A 19,669-nucleotide genomic window follows, 5' to 3' on the forward strand; every position below is an offset into this window, starting at 1 on the left:
TCCGGGATGGTCGATGCCGCCCTTATCCAGCAATGCGCCGGTCCCACCCTTAAGCCCGCGATCGTCGAGCAGTTCATCGCACGCGCCGGATCGCAGGATCCTCTGGCGATCACCGTCCGGTCCGGAAACCGCGTGGTGCTCGTGCCGAAGCCCACGACGCCGGAGGAGGCGCTGGCGCTGATCCGCAACAATCTCGGCCGCAATACCGTGCGCGTCGGCATCACCCAGTATCCAGCAGGCCTTGGAATCGTCGAGGCCGGGCAGCTGAAGCCCGATCTAGTTGATGCTTGTGAAAACATCCGTATGGGCACGGTGCTCTTCGCCAAGGTCTGGCGCATCGTCATCAAATGGTATGGCAATCCGACTGCTGCTGACGTGCTTCCGCAAGTCATGGACGATGCGATCATCGCCTGGCAGACGGGCTATTTTGAGGGTACGGCGGTGTTTCGGGCCGAAGATCCTGGCGAGGCAAAAATTTCCCAACCCGCTTCAGCCCAAACCGGCGAAGCCGAAACAAAAAGCGGCTCTCGAGAAAATGCAGGAGAGGAAGATCCCTCATCCGAAGCGGTCTCGTCGGATCCGAACAAGGCTGGAATCAGGATCGACCTGTCGGGGATAGGCGCTGGCGCCCGATAGGCCCTGCCCAGAGTGCGATGAAACCGGTATCGCGCCGCCCAGACGCCCCGCAGGCTTGCCGCTGCCTGCGGGATTGAGCTCGGAAGGATCATTGAAGGGAATCCGAAGTCCCACCATATCTTGCCCACAGCGCACGCGGAGGGGATCATGTGGTCAGAGATGCCAATCGGCAAATATAAGGGTAAAACGCTGCCGCAGCTGTTGCTGACGGATCCGGACTATTTTTTCTGGGCGATGGAGCAGGATGACTTTTTCAGGGGCGGCCTTGCGAAGCAGGCGGCCGACATTCTCCGGAGAGCCCGCCGCATCAAGATCCCCAAACCGGATCCCGGGAATTGGCGCATCGAGTATTTTCTGACACCCGACGGCAAGTTCGCTCATTTCGACATTGTCGAGGCTGATCGAGCACCGCATGTCGGCTCGAGCAGGACTTCCCGCTCCCCCACGCTCGATTTTGCATATGTCCGCCAGACCCGGGACTATGACAAGCTCGGCTACAAGCATTTCATCAAGAGCTTCAAATATTTCTATTTCGGCAACTCGGAAGTTCGGCTCAACAAGGCGAAATGCGAAGCATTCTTCGATAACCCGGCCAATTTCAGTGAGTGCTCCCCGTTTCAGGCAGGATGAATGAACGATACGACCACAAAGCCCCTCAGCCCATGGAAAGCCTCCCGCGGTACGATTAAGGTCGACCGGTACTCGCTTGAAGCGGCCAAGGCGGTGAACGCCTTGCTGAACGAGCCAATCGCGGTTCTTCCTTCGGCTGAAGGGGAAACCGTGCTTCCGTTCCGGATCGGGATCAACATCGGCATCGAAAAAAGATTGAGGCCGGATGCGGCACTGCCGGATCTCCGTAAAGCGCTACGCTGTTACACGCATAGTGCGGCATATCTCTATGCGACCGCGCAGCCCGATGCCCTGCGCCATGATATCGATGGCAAAGCCTGTGAGCCCGTCAGTGAAGGAGATCGGCTCAACGCCCGGCAATCCTTCCTCCTCGTCCAGGAACGACGCAAGCAGCGCCGCCAGCAACGTCAAAGCGAAGATTCAGCTCAAAATCAAGCCGACAGAAGCGTGAAATCATCGCCGGCCGCGTCTTCGTGAAAAATTGCACGTACGCGATCTTCATCGAGACTGGCTTCTCCCTGGAATGACTCTTATAAGTGAGCTTGACGCAGTACGCGCTGCGTTGCGGCTTAGAATCCGCAGATGAACGGTTGGCGCTGACCGGAATGGCGCCAGGAACCCTCTGACCTTGTGTCCGGGGGCCTGCGGCGTATGTCCAGGCTCCGGCTAAAGGTCGCAGGGCCGATTCATCTCGGATTCTAACCCCCGGCAAGGGTTCACAGGGTTCAACGTCAGCGGAGGCGCACCGCGGACCAACCAGGGTTAGGTCAGGAATGGAACTGGAAGATGCAATCGTGACGAATAAGGTCGAGCTCCGCCCATTGATCGGGCTGACGCGCGGATTACCTCCGGCGGACCTGGAAGCAATCACGATCGATGCTATCAGGACGCACCGGCAACTGGTGGAGAAAGCCGACGAGCTATTTCAGGCTCTCCCCGAGACTTATAAGACCGGAAAAGAAGCCGGCGGCCCACAGCATGTCCGATACATCGAAGCGAGCATCGAGATGCATGCGCAGATGAGCGCCGTGAACACGCTGATCAGTATTCTTGGCTTCATACCAAAGGTCGTCGTTAACTGAGAGCGGTCAGGGGTGCCGGCCATAGATTACCCGATTAATCAACGGGATGCGACCTTAATCAGAACTCCTCCCAGTCAGCATTCGGCCTCGCAAGTGCTGTAGCGCCGCCAGTAGCTCTCATCGGGCCGGCGCCTATCCGAGCCGCTTTGAGAGGTGCGCGAAGATCCTGGACAGGGTTTCCAAGCTTTGACTGGTGCTTTCCGTCGTCGAACCGGAATTGCTCAAGCAGTTCGAACAATGCTGCTGCCTCGCGGGCAAGACTATGGCTGGCCGCTGTCTGTTCCTCAACCATGGCCGCATTTTGTTGGGTGCCCTGATCGACAGTGTTAACCGCCTGATTGATTTCCCCAAGGGCCGTAGACTGCTCCCGGGCAGCTTCAACGATGGCAATTACGTTACTGTTGATGTCGTGAACCTGCGCTGCAATCTCCTGCAGGGCGGAACCGGCTTGCGTCACGAGCGCCACACCATTCTGAACCTGACCGCCCGACGCGGTGATGAGCGTCTTGATCTCCTTGGCAGCTTTCGCTGAGCGTTGCGCAAGCTCGCGTACTTCCTGGGCGACGACGGCGAACCCCTTTCCTGCCTCCCCGGCGCGAGCCGCTTCGACACCTGCGTTGAGGGCGAGAAGATTCGTTTGGAAGGCAATCTCATCGATCATCCCGATGATGTTTGAGATCTCGCGCGAGGACCCTTCGATCTGGTCCATGGCGCCGATGGCGTTTTGAACGATTTTGCCCGAGTGCTCCGCATGCTCGCGTGCGCGGGCAACCATCCGTCCAGCCTCCTCCGCACGGCGGCTGGAATCCTTCACGGTGGTAGTGATCTCCTCAAGGGCTGCGGCCGTCTCCTCCACGGAGGCGGCCTGTTGCTCCGTCCGCTTCGCAAGATCGTCCGCGGCGGTGCGGATCTCGCTTGAGCCCGCTGATATAGCGCGAGCGTTGTCGGAGACCGTTGCCATCGCTTTCTTCAGCTTGGCGGACGCAGCGTTGAAGTCGACCCGCAGCCTCTCAAGCGACGGGATGAACGGCCTTTCGATCTTTTGGGATAGGTCGCCGTCCGCAAAGCTGGTCAGACAGGAGGCTAGCTTCTCGACATTCTCGACACGCCCGGTGACGTCGGTCGCGAATTTGACCACCTTGAAGACTTGTCCGTTCATGTCGAAGATCGGATTATATGATGCCTGAATAAAGACCTTGCGACCGCCCTTGCCGATCCGCATGAATTCGTCGGAAACAAGCTCACCCTCTGCAAGCCTCTTCCAGAAATCTTGGTATGCTTCGGACGTCACGTAGGATGGCTCGCAGAACATCGAATGATGTCTGCCCTGGATCTCCGTCAGTGAATAGCCAAGAGCAGAAAGAAAATTCTGATTGGCCGAGATGACGTCACCGCTTGGCGTGAACTCGATGATTGCCTGCGCCCTTGAAAGCGCGTCCATCTTTCCCGCCTCCTCTGCCGACATCAGCTTTTGAGCAGTAATATCCGTCGCGATCTTGATGACCTTAACCGGTTTGCCGCGGCGGAACACAGGATTATACGACGCTTCGATCCAGACTTCCTTGCCGCCTTTGCCGATGCGCTTGTATTGTTGCTGATCGAACTTACCTGCCGCGAGCTTTGACCAGAACGCCTTGTAGTCCGGCGACTGCGCATAGGCAGCTTCGACGAATAAACTGTGGTGTTTGCCGACGATCTCGACGAGCTGATACCCGAGCGTTCGACAGAAATTTTCGTTGGCGTTCAGGATCTTGCCGGACAGATCGAACTCGATCATGGCTTGCGATTTGGAAAGTGCCGTGAGTATTGCGGCGGCATTGGCACCACGATCGAGAATATTCATCAGCTGGTCCCCAAGGTAGAGACATGACATTCCGTCCATGTCGCTATGTTAATATTCGCACTATACGATTAATCGACATTTAATTTTAATTTTGGCTGTCTTCATCTCACCTCACCTTCTGTGATGAAAGACCGCTCAGGCTATCAAAGGGCGTTGGCACGACGTCCTTCGCGGTTCGGGTACCGGTTTAGCCGTTGTCGTCGATCCTCTCGAGGATTTCGTAATTCTTGACGAGGCTTGAGATGCCTTCGTTCAGCAAAACAAGCACACTGTGCCTAGAAACCGCGCTGATTTCGATTTTAACGAGATGAATTGGTTTCCAACTGTGTTCAGGGTCCTTAGCCACCTCCCTCTTCAACTGGCGAACTGCCCGACGGACGGCGTCAACATTTTCGTAAAAGGGGTTTTGGTTTCCGTCGTGGGGCCAGTCTGGCGCGCCGACGTCGGTTGCGGGTAAGTAACTATAGAACGTGCACGGCCCATCTGACATTACCATCTCCCCGTTGGAAGCTTCGCGACGCTAGCGGTACACCTTGTTCAAATGAGTTTCCGTCGGATGGCGAGCGCGGTGAGATGCGCCTTGGAGCGCACGTCGAAGCGCTTCGTGGCTTCGCGAAGCTTGACCCGGACGCTGTTGTACTTGACCCCTTCGACGTCAGCGATCTCCTCCATCGTTTTGCCGACGGCAATCCATCTCAGATAGGTCGCCTCCTTCGGATCAAGCCATGCGGCATCTTCTGCCGTGGATGTGGTGCGAAGGAATGAGATGCGGGCATGGATCTGCCCGATGGTCGCCGCCGCTGCAACGCCATCGATCTCCCGATCGAGATCGATCACCGGCTTGTCCGATGCTAGCGTGAACATCGACATCGAGCCGTTAGCGGTCTTGATGGGGATGGTGATACCGGAGCGGATGCCGAAATCGGCCGCGTGGGCATAGAAGGAACGCTCGTCTTTCGACAGCGTCGGCTGCTCCTGCTCGCCCGACCAGGTGAAGATGTGCTTCCTGGATCGTGCGCGTTTGACGACCGGATCGAGAGCCTCGAACTTCTTGTCGAAATAGGTGGATTGCCACTCGCGATGATAGTTGGTCACGGCAGTGATGTGCCTGTGCTGGATATGGAGGTAGGCATAACCTGTGAAGCCGAAATGCTCGGCGATGTCCGCCAACCCGGTCTTCAGGATGCATTCATCGCCTTCGATCGCGGCAAGATCCGTCAGCTTGTCCAGCCAGTGCTGCATTTTCCATCTCCGTCTAATCGTTGTCAGTATCCTTGTCGTCACGCTTCGTCCGACAGCGCGCAGTCGGCGAGCAGTTGAAAAGCATCATATTCGGGTGGTGAAGATGGCCTTCCTTACTCATGGTGTCGGCTTTCGGGTGTGAGGTTCAATTCCAGCAGAAGAGCGCTTTCCGGTCTCAGCATCGGCAGCGGCAGGCCGGAAAGGCTGACGCTCGAAAGCTCGAAGCTGATGTCGCCGGCAAGCAGTCTCTTCTGCCCTTCTGATATGCGAATGAATTCCGGCGTGGCCGGAAGCGTTTTGGTAATCTTCCAGCGACCGCCAAGCTTGGTGATGCTCTCCGGCAGCTTGAGCGGCTCGGGCTGCTCGCTCACCATCTGCGGCCCCTGAGCGACGATCACGACGATCTTTTCAGCGCTCGCCGCGCCCCAGACATAGCGACCATCGACCGGCTCGATCTGGAAATTGGCGCCAGCCTGGTGCAGCAGGGGCCTCAGGCGTTTGTAGGTCTTGATGTAGATCTTGAGTTCATCACGCTCTTCATCCGCCAGTTCCAACGGATTGAGCTCGACGCCAAGATGATAGGCGAGCGCAATCAGCGCGCGGAAGGCGAGCGTGTGACGGCGGCCCGTCTGGTGGTTGGGGGAGGCGGAGATATGGCTTCCCAGAATTTCCGGCGGAATGAAGCTGGAAGCCCCGCGCTGGATTTCCAGTCGTTCAAGCGCATCGGTGCAATCCGAAGTCCAGACACGATTGGTGCGCTTCAGCGCGCCGTAATCGATGCGACCGCCGCCCGATGCGCAGCTTTCGATTTCCACACTCGGATGCGCAGCGCGAACGCGATCCATCAGGGCGTAGACCGCCCGTGTCTGGGCCGAGGTCTTGGCCCGACCGTCGCGCCCACCCGCATGGGTCAGGTCGCGGTTCATATCCCATTTGATGTAGGAAACGGCGTGGTTCGCCAGAACCGCATCGATCTTTCCGAACAGATAGTCGGATACTTCCTTGCGCGTCAGGTCGAGCACGAGCTGGGTGCGCGACTGAAGCAGCGGGCGGCCTTCCACCTGCAAGGCCCAGTCTGGATGCGCCTTGTAGAGCTCCGAAACCGGGTTGATCATCTCCGGCTCGAACCAGATGCCGAACTGCATGCCGAGCGAGGTGACGTGATCGACCAGAGGCTTCAGACCATCGGGATATTTGCGCGCATCGATATCCCAGTCGCCAAGGCTCGTGGTGTCGTCATCGCGCTTGCCGAACCAGCCATCGTCCAGAACGAAACGCTCGATTCCGAGTTCCGCCGCTGCGGTGGCCTGCGCTTTCAGCGAATCCATCCGGTGATCGAAGTAGTTGCCTTCCCAGGTGTTCAGCGTCACCGGGCGCGGCGTCATCTCGCCGTTCGGCCAGTTCAGCAGTTCTTCGCGAACGAAGCTGTGGAAGGCCTGAGTTTCTGCCCCGGCATAGGCCAGCGGGCTCTCATAGCTTTCACCGGCGCCAAGAATGATCTCGCCCGGTTCGAACAACTCGCCCAGATGGATCAGCCGCTGGCCGTAATCGGTGCGGTCGATGACCATTTGATGATTGCCGCTCCAGCCGAGAGTGACGCCGAAGCGATGGCCGGACCCTTCAACGAACAGTACCGGAAAACGATCATGCGAGGTGCGCCCACGACGGCTTTCCTGAGACCAGATGCCGTTGCCGAGCTTTTCCTTGCGGGTCTGGAATTCACGGCCCCACATGCCGGTGAAGCTCGTCAATTCCACGTCGCCCGACGGTGCCGCAAAGCTTGCGGCCATGCAGCGGTCTAGCTGGTAATCCGTTTCGCCACGATTGGTGAGAACGGTGCCCATGGAGACGAGGCCTGATTCATGGGCGGTGATGCGGATCGCGATGTCAATCTTCGCAACGATGTCGCTGGCCTTCAGAACCGTGGTTCGATGCTCCTGCTCGACCTTCCATCCGCCGAACTGAAGCGTGAAATCGCGTCGCTGCCGGTGTCCGGTAATCGCGGGCCAGCCAAAAAAGCCCATGCCGCCTGTCGGTAGCAGGACGGATGACGGCACGGCCACATCCATGCCGTTAACGCGGCTGGAGCGCTCGATGTCGAATAGGTCGTCCTGCTTAACCGACGCTTTCCCGAAGGACAGGATTTCAGGCATGCCGAGTTCGGGCAGGCGCAGGTTGAGGGTGAAGTTATCCGAGCCGATGGTGACGATTTTGCTCACGAGTTGTCTCCCGTTGAACATGCCTCAGCCGCTGTATGGTTGAAGCCGCGCCAACTCGATCGCATCATTCGAAAACTCCCAGCTCTTCTATCCCCGACGCCGTGATGTGTGCTCTTCGCTCGGTGAAAGATACTCGTAATTCGGCGAAATCAGTGTCGTGGCTCCACGTCAAGACGAGGCTGCCGGAGTTGTCGGTCGCGACTTTGAATGAGCCGTTGAAGGCGGGATGCGTGTTGCGGAAGCGTATAAGAACCGCCAACCGTTCGAAGAGTGGAGTTTCGAGAGCGAAATCGATCTCTTGTTCGTCAAAGAAGTGCCGGTTGATGTCCCGCCCAACCCCGGTTGTCGCCAGCAGGTCCATATCATTGATGCCTCCCAGCAAGCCGACATAGTAGACTTGCGGGATACCTGGTGCAAAAAACTGGATTGCTCGGGCGATCAGGTAGTCGTTATCGTTGCGACCGAGCGCATCATAATAGGTGCAGTTGACCTGGTAGAGGTCGAGATTTGATGCCGCGGCACCTGTAGCAAGTCGGCTTTGTCCGTTTGAGCGCCTGTGAATTTCCTCGACCAGGTAATCGATGGCTTTCGGCTCCAGAAGGCCGGGACGACCGTCGCTATGTGCACCGACGTCGATAACCCCGATCCCGTCATGAGTGTCGAGGACCGTGATTGCGTTTCGAGGGCTGATCTGCAGCCAGTTTGCCAGCGGTGCTGCCTTGCCGGTGAACAGCGAATGCAACACGAGTGGCGGCAGGGCGAAATCGTAGACACGATCGACCTTCTTGGCAATTTCGATCTGGTCGCGGTGGTAACTGTGGATTTCGACCAACACCTCCATCCCACGTTGCCGCGCCTTGCCGGCGAGTTCCGACAGGAAGGCGTAGGTTTCGTCGATCATGAAGCAACTGCTGCCAGCCTTCTTGATCGCATAGCCGGCAGCATCGAGACGGATCGCAGTCACTTTTGCCTCGGCAAAGCGGTCGAGAATTGTTTCCAGATATGCGGCTCCGTGGATGCTGTGAACGTCGATGTCGATTTGCTGCGAAGTAAATGTCGTCCAGATCATTCTTTGGCTGCCGTCCGCGAGCGTCACTTTCGAGAACGGCAGGCCAGGGCGAGGGCGATAAATATTGAGGAGATCCTGCTCAGTTGCCCCATGTGGAAAGACCTTTTCAAAGGTCATGACAACATCCGCGAACTCTGAGCCCTTCCCTTTCGCCAAAAAGTCTTGGAATAAGCTCGATTGCGCCGAAACGTGGTTCACGATGAGATCGGCCATGATCTCCACCGAGAGGGACAAGTCTTGCACGTCCTGCCAGCTTCCCAGTCGCGGATCGACCGTCGTATGATCCGTGGGATCGAAACCGGCATCGGCGCCGTCTATCGGGGTGAAAAAGGGCAGCGCATGAACACCGCCAAACAATCCGGCAAACTTGCCCTCTATCAAAGCCTTCAGGTCGGGAAAACCGCCGCCACTTAACCGATCGACATAGGTGATCAGCTGTACTTTGTTCTTCATTTGAACTTCCGATAGTTTGCCCTCGGTAAGAGGCGCATTGTTTCTTTTTTCGTAGGTCAGTTTGTTGAACTGCGGGCAATAAGACGGCTTTCACCGAGCAGGCCCTGTTCGTCCATGATCGGATGAGCGACGGATACGATGTGGGCGTTGATGCGCTTGAGATCGCGCAGGATGTCGAGATGAAGCGAGCTGGTTTGCAGGCTGTCGGCGCGCCCGTGGCGCAAACGTTCAAGGTGGCGCTCGGAGGATCTTTTTTCCATCTGACGCACCTCGATCTTGCGCTCCATGAGTTGGCGGGCGAGGTTGACGTCGCGGGTGACCAGAATCGTCTGCGCGATCCTGAGATTGTCGATGGTCAGCTGGAAGAGCTGCTGAAGCTCGGCAAATCCGTCGTCGGAGAACTTGAGACCGTGTCCGATCTTCTTGGTAACCGCCTGCAGGAGGCCTTTTTCTATGATGTCGCCGATGTGTTCGAGGTTTATGGCGTAGTCGATGATGACAATCGAGCGGCGTCCCTCCTCTTCTGACAATCCGGTCTGGCCAAGTTTGGACAGGTAGACCTTGACCTCCTGTTGCAGCCGGTCGACCTGACGTTCGATCTGAGAAATGTCCTTTAGCCTCGATGCGTTGTTCTGCTCAAAAGCATCGGAGACTTTCAAAAGCATTCTTTCGATCAGATCTCCGACACCAAGCACCTCGCGTGTAGCACTGGTGAGGGCCACGATCGGTGTCGAGAGCTCATCGACGTCGAGAAATTTTGGGCCGTTCTCCGTCTGGGCCTGATCAGGGATCAGAATGGTCATCCAGCGGGCAATAAGCCGCGAGAAGGGCCACGCGAGCAGCGCGAGCGCCATGTTGAACGCCAGGTGCGCGTCGACAGGAAGCTTGGATTGGGGCAGGGGTAGCATGGATAGCCAGTCAGCGAGAATTCCGGCTCCGGGAAGGGCGACGACGCAGCCGATCGCGCGAACGAGCAAGTTGCCAAGCGTCACACGCCGGGCGGCTGCCGATCCCGACAAGGCGGCAATCACCGGCGGGAGCGCGCCACCTAGATTAGCCCCGAGAACCAGTGCAACGACAAGGCCGCCAGATAGAATGCCGGTGGACGCCATCGACAGGATGAGAACGACCGCAGCGAGGCTTGAGGACGATGCAAGTGCAATCGCCGCCGAGAGGATCATCGCGACCGGCCATGCGTTGTGGAGGAGTCCGATGAACGCTGAAAGTGCTGGCGAATGACGCAACGGCTCGGTTGCTGCACTGAGAAGATGGAGCGAAAGCAACATCAGCGCAATACCGATCAGAGCGGTTCCAGCGCCCTGACGCGACGTCGTCCCGCCTCGATAAAGAATGATTCCCACAGAAAGCAGGACAGGCGAGACCCATTCGATCCCTGTTGCGACGATCCAGGCTGTTACCGCGGTGCCGACATTGGCTCCCAGCAGCACCACCTGCGCCATGCGGGCTTTGATCAGTTCCCGCTCAACAAACGAAGAGACCATCATCGCTGTGGCGGTGGAACTCTGCAGCGCCACGGTCGCGACAAAGCCTGAAAAAAACGATCGGGTGCTGCTCCTCGTTCCGGTGGCGAGACCCGTGCGAAGCTTCGAGCCAAGAGCCCGGGAAGCTCCTTCCTTCACCTGTGAAAGGCCGAACAGTAGCAAAGCAACTGCTCCGAACAGGTTAATTATCACGGTTGTCGACTCCAACGTCGCCCTCCTCAGCCCAAGCCGGTTTGGTTCGAAATTTCGTCGAAATGAACTCGTGATAGGACACGCAATGAACCGGTGGGCGAGCCGGGAGGAAAGCTGCCCACCGGTATCCTGCCTGCGCCGCCTCGCAGGCAGGAAGCATCTCCCGGAGTTCCAGAAGTTCGAGACGGGTCAGCTTCAATCGATCGTGCACGTGGCATAGAAACTCCCCGAAGTTCATAGGCAAAACAGGCGCACTTTCCCGTCTAGCCTAAGTTAGCAATGAGCGGTTTCGCTCACTTGGCCAATCCTTTGCTGGGCACACGCGATCACATTGATGCTCAGCAACGAGATCTGGACGCTTTAATACGTTGTTGCGCCGCAACAAACTGTCATCAAACTTTCATTTGACGAAGAACGATAACGCTCATAAAGTGAGCGATATAGATCATTCTTGGATGAAAGGGAAGTGTTGTGTTCAACTCGACGCAGGACCGCCAAGCTAAAATCGTCGAGCTGTTGCGAGGTGAGCAGTTTCTGTCCATCGGCAAGCTAACCAACCACTTTCAGATATCAGTGGCGACCGTCCGGAGGGATCTGAGTGAACTTCATGAGGCCGGTCTTCTGCGCCGGACACACGGCGGAGCAGTCAGCGTCTCCCAGGTTGCTCAAGATAAGCCTAACGCGGCTCGAGCCGTTTCGCACCAGGCCGAGAAAGCGGTGATCGCTGCGGCGGCGGCGGCGATGATAAAGGACGGCGACGCTGTTTTGCTTGATGCCGGCACCACTGCCTTGGAAGTCGCAAAGCAAATTTCAGGGCGTGCTGGCCTGACGCTGATCTCGAACGGCGCAGACATTATTGCCGAACTGATCCGAGGCGAAACGCAAAACATCTATTCAGTGGGTGGGGAATATACCGAAACCAACCGCTCCTTCAGAGGTCCGCTCGCCGAGCAGTTCATCCGACAGTTCAATGTCGACAAGCTAATCCTCAATGCTAGCTCGATCGATCTGGATCGGGGATTGATCTGCACGGCGTCGCCATTGAACGCGAGCATCCAGAAGGCGATGATCGAGGTCGCAAGCCGCGTCATCGTTGTTGCGGATCATTCAAAGTTCACGAAATCGAGCCTCTCGGTGACCGCCAGGATAGAGGACGTTGGAGTCATCGTCACCGATGCCGGCGCCCGAAGCATCATCGAGACAGTACCGGAAAAGCTGCGGAAGAAGTTCGTCATCGCGAACTGAGGTTCGAAGTCCGCGCAAAAGCATCACACTCTTTAGAAAGAGCAGGGAGAGGACATCCATATGCTTAAAACTAGCCGCAGAAGCCTGATGATCGGCGCAGGAGCGATAGCCCTCGCGTCAACCGCAGGTGCAAATTTTGCCTTCGCCGCTGAGCGGCGGGCATTGCGCATCGGTGTCAATGGATTGCCGCCGTCGTTGGAGCCGATCAACGGCATCAGCAACACCGGTCCGCGTATCATCAACCAGATTTTTGATACCTTGATCCGGCGCGACTATTTTGCGGATGGCGCCAAAGGCAACAGTATCAAGCTTGTGCCGGCGCTTGCAGAAAGCTTCGAACGTATTGACGACAAGTCTATTCGATTCAAGCTTCGGCAAGGCGTCAAATTCCACAACGGCGCCGAGATGACGGCGGAAGATGTCGCGTTCACCTTCTCCTCGGAGCGGCTGTGGGGCGACGAAGCGATCAAGACGGTTCCCAATGGACGAAACTTTTCGCCCAACTGGGATGAGCCCGTCGTCGAGGACAAGTACACCGTTGTCCTGCGCACCAAAACGCCGTCCTACCTCATCGAGAAATATCTCGGTTCCTGGCTCGGACCTATTGTTCCGAAGGAATATTACAAGAGCCTCGGTGCGGTTGCCTTCGGTAACAAGCCGATCGGTACAGGCCCATATAAGTTCAAGGAGCTCGTCGCGAACGATCATGTGACGTTGGAAGCGAATGATGGTTACTGGGGCGACAAGCCTACGGCCTCGACGATCACTTACCAGGTCGTAGCTGAGCCGGCAACGCGCGTGGCCGGTCTGATCAGTGGTGAGTATGACATCATCACCACGTTGACGCCGGACGATATGGCGTTGGTTGACGGCTACTCTGACCTCGAAACGCGTGGCACGTTGATCGAGAACGTCCACATGTTTACGTTCAACATGAACCAGCCAATCTTCCAGAACAAGGCATTGCGTCGTGCTCTGGCGCTTGCTGTCAATCGCCCGCTGATGGTCGAGGCCTTGTGGAAGAACAAGGCTTCCATACCGAACGGCTTCAATTTCCCACACTACGGTGCGAGCTATGATCCGAAGCGAAAGCCGATGGAGTTTAACCTCGAAGAGGCCAAGCGTCTCGTCAAGGAAAGCGGCTACGACGGCACCCCGCTCACCTATCATACGATGGGTAACTACTACGCCAACGCCGTCCCTGCTCTGATGATGATGATCGAGATGTGGAAAGCCGCCGGCATCAACGTCGTGCCGAAGATCTTCGCACCGGGGACGACACCCAAGGACTCGGACATTCTGATCCGCAACTGGTCGAACGGCCAGTGGCTGACGGACGGCCTCACAACGATGGTATCGGAATTTGGCCCTGGCCGGGGTATCCAGAAGCGCTGGGGTTGGAAGGCACCCGCAGAGTTCAACGAACTCTGTGAAAAGGTGGCCCAACTGAAGGATGGCGAGGAGCGTTCCGCAGCCTTCAACCGCCTTCGTGATATCTTTGAGGAAGAAGCTCCTGCTGTCCTGATGTATCAGCCTTACGATGTCTACGCGGCACGCAAAGACGTCCAGTGGAGCCCCGTTTCATTCGAAACCATGGAATTCCGCGGCAACCTTAACTTCAAATAACAACAATCCAACGAGATGGCGGTGCGCATCCGTGCGCACCGCTCAGGGAGGATGGAATGACTGCTTTGTTGAATGTTCGTGACCTCGTTGTTGAGGTCCCGGCGCGCAATATCAAGATTATCGACGGTGTCAGTTTCTCTTTGGAAGCTGGCCAGACACTTGGGCTCGTTGGTGAGTCGGGCTGTGGAAAGAGCATGACTTGCTACGCTGTTGGCAACATGCTGCCTCGGGGAATTGCGAAAACCGGCGGATCAATCGAGTTCGGAGCGAACCGGACGGTGCCTGACAAATCCGGCAAGCCGACGATCGCGATGATCTTTCAGGATCCGACAAGCAGCCTGAACCCGGTTCATACGATCGGCTATTACCTGGAATCAGCTCTTTATCGCCACCAGGGCCTGAAAGGCAACGATGCGCGTTTGGAAGCGATGCGCCTTCTTGAGCGGGTCGGTATCGATCGCGCCCAAAGCCGGCTGCGATCCTATCCGCATCAGTTCTCCGGCGGCATGAACCAGCGTGTCATGATCGCCCATGCTCTGGCAGCCAAACCCCAGCTTTTGATAGCCGACGAGCCGACGACCGCGCTCGATGTGACGATGCAGGCACAGATCCTTCATCTGCTCGAAGAACTGAAAGCCGAGACCGGCATGGCGCTGATTATCGTATCCCACGACCTTGGTGTTATAGCGCGTCTCGCCGACAGGGCGGCGGTGATGTATTGCGGAAAGATTGTCGAGACGGCACCAGTCGCGGAATTGCTGGAAAGGCCGGCCCATCCATATGCTCGCGCGCTGATCGAATGCATGCCGAGCATCGCAGAGGAGGATCTCGAACCGCCTGTCCCGATCCCTGGATCAGTACCGCTCCTCGATAACCTTCCCCAAGGCTGTTATTTCCACCCGCGCTGTTTACGTGCGACGGCAGAATGTTCGGCGCGCTTTCCTGCGCCTGCGAATGTCGGCCTCGCCCATGAGGCGGCCTGTTATCATCCGGTGGCTGCATGAGCGCCCCCCTCCTGAAGACACGTGACCTGTCGAAGGCCTTCGGGCAGAAAACCGGCTTTTTCACGAAGTCCACCAGCCTGTTTGCTTCCAGGGAGATCAACCTGGGACTGGCGCCCCGCGAGAGGCTCGGCATTGTTGGGGAATCCGGAAGTGGCAAATCGACACTTGGAAGACTTCTCCTCGGCCTGACACCACCGACCAGCGGTGACATCTGGTTCGAAGGCGTGAACCACAAGGAACGGACTGCTCAGGACTGGAAGAACTTCCGCATACGCACCTCGCTTGTCCAGCAAAATCCCTTGTCTGCCCTGAATCCGCAGATGACGATCGGCGAGCAGATTGCCGAGGGTCTCATTGTCCATCATGTGGCGAACCGTGCGGTTGCCTATGAGCGAGCCGCCGCCATGCTTGAGCGGGTCGGCCTGTCGGGTGTGATGATGGACCGTTATCCGCACCAGATGTCAGGCGGACAAAGGCAGCGTGTCGTTATCGCTCGGGCTCTGATCCTCGATCCGAAGCTGGTCGTTTTCGATGAAGCTGTTTCCGCCCTCGACGTATCCGTTCAGGCACAGGTAGTCGCGTTGCTGCGTGAACTCTGGCAGCAGTCAGACCTGGCCTACGTCTTCATCACCCATGATCTTCGCATTGTGCGCCATCTCGTTGACCGTATCGCGGTCATGTATCTCGGGCGTGTCGTCGAGACTGGAGATATCAGATCGGTCTACCATTGGCCGCGCCATCCGTATACGCGTGCACTCCTTGCATCTGTTCCCACTATGGACCCGACTGTCCGCAATGTCGAACCGCCGATCAAAGGCGAACTCGACGTTACGAAAGCCGGGCATGGGTGTGCTTTCCGGTCGCGCTGTCCGTTCGCCATAGAGAGATGCTCGGTTGAGACGCCGGCACTTCGATCTGTGGGGGGGCAGGAGGTGGCATGCCACAGGGCTGAGGAGTTCCCTCGGTCGATCGCTTCGTTGCCGGCAGACTTGCAGCAGAAGGAGTTCGCCTGATGGGAGCTTTCATCGTTGCCCGCCTGGTCCGGGCCGTCATCGTGCTTGTTTTCACCGTAACGCTTGTTTTTGTCGTTCTTCGCCTGAGCGGAGATGCCGCGCAACAAATGTTGCCTGACACTGCCAGCCCCGAAGCGCTCGTGGCGTTTCGAGCCAAATGGGGCCTCGATCGATCAATTGTCGAGCAGTACCTTATTTACGTCGGTAACGCGTTGAGAGGTGATTTCGGCACGTCTTACGCCGATGGCCGGGACGTGTTCGATGTCGTCAGCGAGCGAATTCCAAAGACGCTGCTTCTGACGATCTCGGCCTTCATTTTAAGCATCCTGATCGGAATTCCAGCCGGCATTATCGCCGCGGTTCGGCGGGAGTCTGCCGTTGACAAGGGTGTCATGGCAGGAGCTGTGCTTGGCTACAGCATTCCCAACTTTCTGCTGGGTCTCGTCTTCGTCTTTGTATTCGCCGTCTGGCTGCGGGTGCTGCCGAGCTCGGGAAGTTCGTCATGGAACCACATGATCCTGCCGGTCGCCACCTTCGCATTGTTCAATGCAGCCGCCATTGCACGATTCATGCGTTCGACCCTGATCGATGTTCTTGGCCAGCCTTACATCTCCGCGGCCCGCGCTGACGGCATTCCAAACTGGGAAATCATACTGCGACATGCTTTGCCGAACGCGGCGATACCTATGGTAACCACTCTCGGCTTCACCGCAGGGGGACTGCTTGGGGGCGCTGTTCTCATCGAGCCGGTATTCGCGTGGCCGGGGCTTGGCAGCGGTTTCGTCGCGGCAACCAGCAGCGGGGACCTATCGGTTGTCCAGGCGATGATTCTTCTCTTCACGGCCTTCATGGTGACGATCAATCTGACGGTTGATGTCCTCTACGCGGTTCTCAACCCCAAAATCAGGAAGCACTGACATGACGACAGCGACAGCTTCGCGCTCGTTCAAGAGCGCCGTGTGGGCTCCCTTTCATCGTATGCCGGTCAGCATCGGAATGTGCTGCGCATGGATCGCCATCGTCGTAATCATCGGCATTTCGGCGCGGTGGACAGCACCCTATGATTACCTTCATCAAGACCCGCTGGCCCGGTTCGCCAAGCCGTTTGTGTCGGCAGCCCATGTGCTCGGTACCGACTATCTTGGCCGAGACGTTGTCAGCAATCTCCTGGTCGCAACCCAGACGACCCTGATGATCGCTGTCGTCGGATCGCTTATCTGCGCTCTGATCGGCACGTGCCTGGGGCTGATCGCAGCCCATTTCGGCGGGTGGATCGATAATGCGATCATGGGTTTTTCCGACGCCATGGCATCAGTTCCATTCATCATCGTCGCCTTGGGTATTCTCGCAATCTTCGGGTCGAGCCCGCTACTGTTTGTTTTTCTGGTCGGGTTCGCGAACTGGGAGCGCTATGCGCGATTGACCCGGGGGCTGGTGCTAAGCGCGAAAGAGGAGGGGTATGCGGAGGCGGCACGAATCGTTGGCGTGCCCCCGATGCGTATCTACCTGCGCCACATGCTGCCGAACATCGCAGGGCCGCTCATCGTACAGTTCACGGTCAATTTCCCGGAAATCATCCTGCTTGAAAGCGGTCTGAGCTTCCTTGGCCTTGGTATTCAACCGCCTGCTACCAGCCTCGGTTTGATGGTGGCCGATGGTCGTAATTATCTTGCGATCGCTTGGTGGCTGGCAGCTTTCCCGGGCGCCGTAATCGTGTTGACGACACTGTCGATCAGCTTGCTCGGCGACTATCTGCGCGACCGCTTCGACGCGCGACTCCGTTAAACGAAAGGAAATAGAATGAACCCGCTGAGAATGACGCCAAATACCATGCGCGTCGCCGGCCACCGCGGCCATAGCGAGGGTGCGCCGGAAAATACTTACGCCGCCTTCCGTGCGGCACGGGAATTCGCCGGACCAGGCGTGACCTGCGAAACTGATCTACGCATCACCAGCGACGGCGAGCTTGTGCTGATCCACGATGAAACCGTGGATCGCACGACGGATGGCCATGGGCTCATCCGTAACATGACCTATTCTGAGATCGCCGACTTGAGTGCCGGTCGTTGGTTCGGCGAAAAGTTCGCCGGCGAGCGAGTGCCACATCTGCGAGATGCTCTTCAGTTCGCGCGCCAGCATGAAATCATCTATCAACTCGAGCTCAAGACCTACGGTCATGATGAGATCTTTTTTCCCAGGCTCAGGGCGCTTGTCGATGAGCTCGGTTGTGCCGACCTCCTTCAGTTTTCATCCTTCGACTTCGTTCAGCTCCGGGCGCTGAAAAAAGCTATTCCGGAGGTTCCCACCGTAGGCTTGTCACACTCGCGCCTCATCGATCCCGCCGCAATTGCACGCGAAGCCAAAGTTGATGCCATCAACCTTGAGATCCACCATTTTCCGAGCGGAGAAGCGATTCAGCTTCATGACGGTGGCATCGCGACTTTCCTCCACGTTCCGCCTCCAAGCAAATTGAAGAGTCTCAAGGCGTACGGGGTAGATATCGAAGCCGACGTCGTTGGCTGGATACGCGACGGTCAACTCGATCAGCTCATTAGCAACGATGTGTCGCAGGTCGTGCGACTCAAGGACGAAGCCAATGGCTGATATGCATGCGAAGCCCACGGATGAAGCAATCGTTGCAGATATCGCGAGAAAAGCAGGCGACCTGGCGCTCGAGTACTTCCGGAAGCTTGCCGATCTGCCCGTCGAGAAAAAGGGTCACCTTGATCTCGTGACGGAAGCCGACCGGCAGGTCGAAGAGTTTCTGATCGACAGTCTCAAGCGATCATTTCCGGATGATGGTGTTTATGGCGAGGAAGGTGGTGAGATCGATGGAACGTCGGGTCGGACGTGGGTCATCGATCCGATAGACGGGACGTTCAATTTCGTTCGCGGCGGCCAGAACTGGGCAATTTCTATCGGGCTCTATGAACACCGTCGACCGGTCTTCGGCGTGATCTACGCTCCCGTGCGAGATCTGATGTTGACTGGGGGCAAGGACGTCGCGACACAATTGAATGACAGGCCCTTGCAACCGATACCACCTCTCGATCTTTCCCGGGCTTCTATGGGAGTTGGTCTTCATCCGTCTGTCGCGACCGAGGACCGGCTAGAAGTCGTTCGTTTCATCTCTGATGACCTTCAAATCAGTTTCCGGTGCTGCGGTTCGGCAACCCTCTCGCTCATCGAAGTGGCTATGGGCGAAACCGATGGCTATGTGTCGCTTGGAGATTCGACCTGGGATGTGATGGCGGCTTTACCGATCCTGAGCAATCTTGGTGTCTCCCATACGATCGACTGGGATCGGACCGAGTTACCTCAGAAGCTTCGCTTTGCCTGCGGGAGTGACGCTTTTCTTGAAAGAGTGCGGCCGTTGCTTGAGAAAGTGGCGGTTGCTGCTTGATGGGGCGCGGCGCAACCAGATCTGGTCGTAGTTCGATTGGCGCGAGGGCCGAGCAGTTCGCGGCTCTATGTGTGCGGTCTGCCGAACTCGCGGATGGCGACGTTGAGGTTCTTCTCATCACAAGCCGAGAAACCGGCCGTTGGGTGATCCCCAAGGGTTGGCCTATGGAAAAGAAGAAGCCACATCAGGTTGCCAAACAGGAGGCGTGGGAGGAGGCCGGCATCAGAGGGCGCGTGAGCAAGAAGCCTTTTGGTCACTACAGCTACGACAAGAAGATTTCTCGCGATGAGCGTCTTTCCTGTCTCGTTCAGGTTCACCTGCTGACGGTTTCGGGCGTTGAAGACGAGTTCCCGGAGCAGGGCCAACGCTTAAAAAAATGGTGCTCACCTGCGGATGCCGCTCTGGCGGTGAATGAGCCAGAGCTCCAGCAGCTTATCTTCAATCTCGGGAGCCAGAAGGGCCACGAATAGCGTTGCCGGGTTTGCAGGACTTCGGACAATCTCATTACTT

General features: G+C 57.3%; 19 protein-coding genes. 13 read left to right on the forward strand and 6 right to left on the reverse strand.

Annotation, left to right across the window (positions count from 1 at the left end; genetic code table 11):
• Positions 1–6: 6 nt before the first annotated feature.
• From CFBP4996_RS25780 to CFBP4996_RS25795, 4 genes are all read left to right on the forward strand, one after another.
• A complete protein-coding gene (locus tag CFBP4996_RS25780) occupies positions 7–636 on the forward strand; it encodes a TraH family protein (protein WP_080855503.1) in 630 nt (209 codons plus the stop codon).
• A gap of 147 nt (positions 637–783) precedes the next feature.
• Positions 784–1,266, forward strand: coding sequence for a hypothetical protein (locus tag CFBP4996_RS25785; protein ID WP_233283455.1), 483 nt, complete (start codon positions 784–786; stop codon positions 1,264–1,266).
• On the forward strand, positions 1,267–1,743 hold the full coding sequence (locus CFBP4996_RS25790) for a ProQ/FinO family protein (RefSeq protein ID WP_080855505.1): 477 nt from the start codon (positions 1,267–1,269) through the stop codon (positions 1,741–1,743).
• Between the two features lie 296 nt (positions 1,744–2,039).
• Positions 2,040–2,348, forward strand: coding sequence for a transcriptional repressor TraM (locus CFBP4996_RS25795; protein ID WP_080855506.1), 309 nt, complete (start codon positions 2,040–2,042; stop codon positions 2,346–2,348).
• Between the two features lie 58 nt (positions 2,349–2,406).
• On the opposite strand, the gene CFBP4996_RS25800 is transcribed toward CFBP4996_RS25795, so the two are convergent.
• The 6 genes from CFBP4996_RS25800 to CFBP4996_RS25825 all read right to left on the reverse strand — a co-directional run bounded on the left by CFBP4996_RS25800 (position 2,407) and on the right by CFBP4996_RS25825 (position 10,883).
• Entirely contained in the window at positions 2,407–4,191 is a 1,785-nt protein-coding gene (locus CFBP4996_RS25800; protein WP_080855507.1) for a methyl-accepting chemotaxis protein, read from the reverse strand.
• A gap of 187 nt (positions 4,192–4,378) precedes the next feature.
• Entirely contained in the window at positions 4,379–4,681 is a 303-nt protein-coding gene (locus tag CFBP4996_RS25805) for a hypothetical protein (protein WP_080855508.1), read from the reverse strand.
• Positions 4,682–4,728: 47 nt separating this feature from the next.
• On the reverse strand, positions 4,729–5,433 hold the full coding sequence (gene traR, locus CFBP4996_RS25810; RefSeq protein WP_080855509.1) for an autoinducer-binding transcriptional regulator TraR: 705 nt from the start codon (positions 5,431–5,433) through the stop codon (positions 4,729–4,731).
• Positions 5,434–5,546: 113 nt separating this feature from the next.
• Positions 5,547–7,652, reverse strand: coding sequence for an alpha-galactosidase (locus CFBP4996_RS25815; RefSeq protein ID WP_080855510.1), 2,106 nt, complete (start codon positions 7,650–7,652; stop codon positions 5,547–5,549).
• Between the two features lie 64 nt (positions 7,653–7,716).
• Positions 7,717–9,174 carry a sucrose phosphorylase gene (gene gtfA / locus CFBP4996_RS25820; protein WP_080855511.1) on the reverse strand — a complete coding sequence of 486 codons (1,458 nt, stop codon included), beginning with the start codon at positions 9,172–9,174 and terminating at the stop codon, positions 7,717–7,719.
• A 56-nt stretch (positions 9,175–9,230) separates the two neighbouring features.
• Positions 9,231–10,883: a Na/Pi cotransporter family protein gene (locus CFBP4996_RS25825; RefSeq protein ID WP_080855512.1), complete on the reverse strand. Its 1,653-nt coding sequence runs from the start codon at positions 10,881–10,883 to the stop codon at positions 9,231–9,233.
• 456 nt (positions 10,884–11,339) lie between these two features.
• On the opposite strand from CFBP4996_RS25825, the gene CFBP4996_RS25830 reads away from it, so the two are divergent.
• Genes CFBP4996_RS25830 through CFBP4996_RS25870 form a run of 9 tightly spaced genes read left to right on the forward strand, consistent with a single transcriptional unit; the run spans position 11,340 to position 19,629 of the window.
• Positions 11,340–12,113, forward strand: coding sequence for a DeoR/GlpR family DNA-binding transcription regulator (locus tag CFBP4996_RS25830; protein WP_080855514.1), 774 nt, complete (start codon positions 11,340–11,342; stop codon positions 12,111–12,113).
• A gap of 60 nt (positions 12,114–12,173) precedes the next feature.
• Entirely contained in the window at positions 12,174–13,739 is a 1,566-nt protein-coding gene (locus CFBP4996_RS25835; RefSeq protein WP_080855515.1) for an ABC transporter substrate-binding protein, read from the forward strand.
• A gap of 56 nt (positions 13,740–13,795) precedes the next feature.
• Complete coding sequence (locus CFBP4996_RS25840) at positions 13,796–14,743, forward strand: ABC transporter ATP-binding protein (RefSeq protein ID WP_080855516.1); 948 nt, start codon at positions 13,796–13,798, stop codon at positions 14,741–14,743.
• On the forward strand, positions 14,740–15,756 hold the full coding sequence (locus CFBP4996_RS25845) for an oligopeptide/dipeptide ABC transporter ATP-binding protein (protein ID WP_080855517.1): 1,017 nt from the start codon (positions 14,740–14,742) through the stop codon (positions 15,754–15,756). Before CFBP4996_RS25840 ends, CFBP4996_RS25845 begins: the two co-directional genes overlap by 4 nt.
• Entirely contained in the window at positions 15,756–16,673 is a 918-nt protein-coding gene (locus CFBP4996_RS25850; protein ID WP_080855518.1) for an ABC transporter permease, read from the forward strand. The genes CFBP4996_RS25845 and CFBP4996_RS25850 overlap by 1 nt, the downstream gene beginning before the upstream one ends.
• Position 16,674: 1 nt before the next feature.
• Positions 16,675–17,541, forward strand: a complete 867-nt coding sequence (locus CFBP4996_RS25855) for an ABC transporter permease (protein ID WP_080855519.1) — start codon at positions 16,675–16,677, stop codon at positions 17,539–17,541.
• A gap of 15 nt (positions 17,542–17,556) precedes the next feature.
• Entirely contained in the window at positions 17,557–18,360 is an 804-nt protein-coding gene (locus CFBP4996_RS25860; protein ID WP_080855520.1) for a glycerophosphodiester phosphodiesterase, read from the forward strand.
• On the forward strand, positions 18,353–19,159 hold the full coding sequence (locus CFBP4996_RS25865; protein WP_080855521.1) for an inositol monophosphatase family protein: 807 nt from the start codon (positions 18,353–18,355) through the stop codon (positions 19,157–19,159). The genes CFBP4996_RS25860 and CFBP4996_RS25865 overlap by 8 nt, the downstream gene beginning before the upstream one ends.
• A complete protein-coding gene (locus CFBP4996_RS25870) occupies positions 19,159–19,629 on the forward strand; it encodes an NUDIX hydrolase (protein WP_080855522.1) in 471 nt (156 codons plus the stop codon). Before CFBP4996_RS25865 ends, CFBP4996_RS25870 begins: the two co-directional genes overlap by 1 nt.
• Positions 19,630–19,669 lie beyond the last annotated feature (40 nt).

Origin of the sequence: Agrobacterium leguminum (assembly GCF_005144435.2) — a bacterium.
GTDB lineage: Bacteria > Pseudomonadota > Alphaproteobacteria > Rhizobiales > Rhizobiaceae > Agrobacterium > Agrobacterium leguminum.

What these genes read in the sequence shown, in the direction of transcription:
- CFBP4996_RS25795 (WP_080855506.1), top strand. Translation starts at nt 2,040, where the DNA reads ATGGAACTGGAAGATGCAATCGTGACGAATAAGGTCGAGCTCCGCCCA.
- CFBP4996_RS25785 (WP_233283455.1), top strand. Translation starts at nt 784, where the DNA reads ATGTGGTCAGAGATGCCAATCGGCAAATATAAGGGTAAAACGCTGCCG.
- traR (WP_080855509.1), bottom strand. Translation starts at nt 5,433, where the DNA reads ATGCAGCACTGGCTGGACAAGCTGACGGATCTTGCCGCGATCGAAGGC.
- CFBP4996_RS25780 (WP_080855503.1), top strand. Translation starts at nt 7, where the DNA reads ATGGTCGATGCCGCCCTTATCCAGCAATGCGCCGGTCCCACCCTTAAG.
- CFBP4996_RS25840 (WP_080855516.1), top strand. Translation starts at nt 13,796, where the DNA reads ATGACTGCTTTGTTGAATGTTCGTGACCTCGTTGTTGAGGTCCCGGCG.
- CFBP4996_RS25800 (WP_080855507.1), bottom strand. Translation starts at nt 4,191, where the DNA reads ATGAATATTCTCGATCGTGGTGCCAATGCCGCCGCAATACTCACGGCA.
- CFBP4996_RS25845 (WP_080855517.1), top strand. Translation starts at nt 14,740, where the DNA reads ATGAGCGCCCCCCTCCTGAAGACACGTGACCTGTCGAAGGCCTTCGGG.
- CFBP4996_RS25850 (WP_080855518.1), top strand. Translation starts at nt 15,756, where the DNA reads ATGGGAGCTTTCATCGTTGCCCGCCTGGTCCGGGCCGTCATCGTGCTT.
- CFBP4996_RS25790 (WP_080855505.1), top strand. Translation starts at nt 1,267, where the DNA reads ATGAACGATACGACCACAAAGCCCCTCAGCCCATGGAAAGCCTCCCGC.
- CFBP4996_RS25835 (WP_080855515.1), top strand. Translation starts at nt 12,174, where the DNA reads ATGCTTAAAACTAGCCGCAGAAGCCTGATGATCGGCGCAGGAGCGATA.
- CFBP4996_RS25855 (WP_080855519.1), top strand. Translation starts at nt 16,675, where the DNA reads ATGACGACAGCGACAGCTTCGCGCTCGTTCAAGAGCGCCGTGTGGGCT.
- CFBP4996_RS25870 (WP_080855522.1), top strand. Translation starts at nt 19,159, where the DNA reads ATGGGGCGCGGCGCAACCAGATCTGGTCGTAGTTCGATTGGCGCGAGG.
- CFBP4996_RS25860 (WP_080855520.1), top strand. Translation starts at nt 17,557, where the DNA reads ATGAACCCGCTGAGAATGACGCCAAATACCATGCGCGTCGCCGGCCAC.
- CFBP4996_RS25865 (WP_080855521.1), top strand. Translation starts at nt 18,353, where the DNA reads ATGGCTGATATGCATGCGAAGCCCACGGATGAAGCAATCGTTGCAGAT.
- gtfA (WP_080855511.1), bottom strand. Translation starts at nt 9,174, where the DNA reads ATGAAGAACAAAGTACAGCTGATCACCTATGTCGATCGGTTAAGTGGC.
- CFBP4996_RS25805 (WP_080855508.1), bottom strand. Translation starts at nt 4,681, where the DNA reads ATGTCAGATGGGCCGTGCACGTTCTATAGTTACTTACCCGCAACCGAC.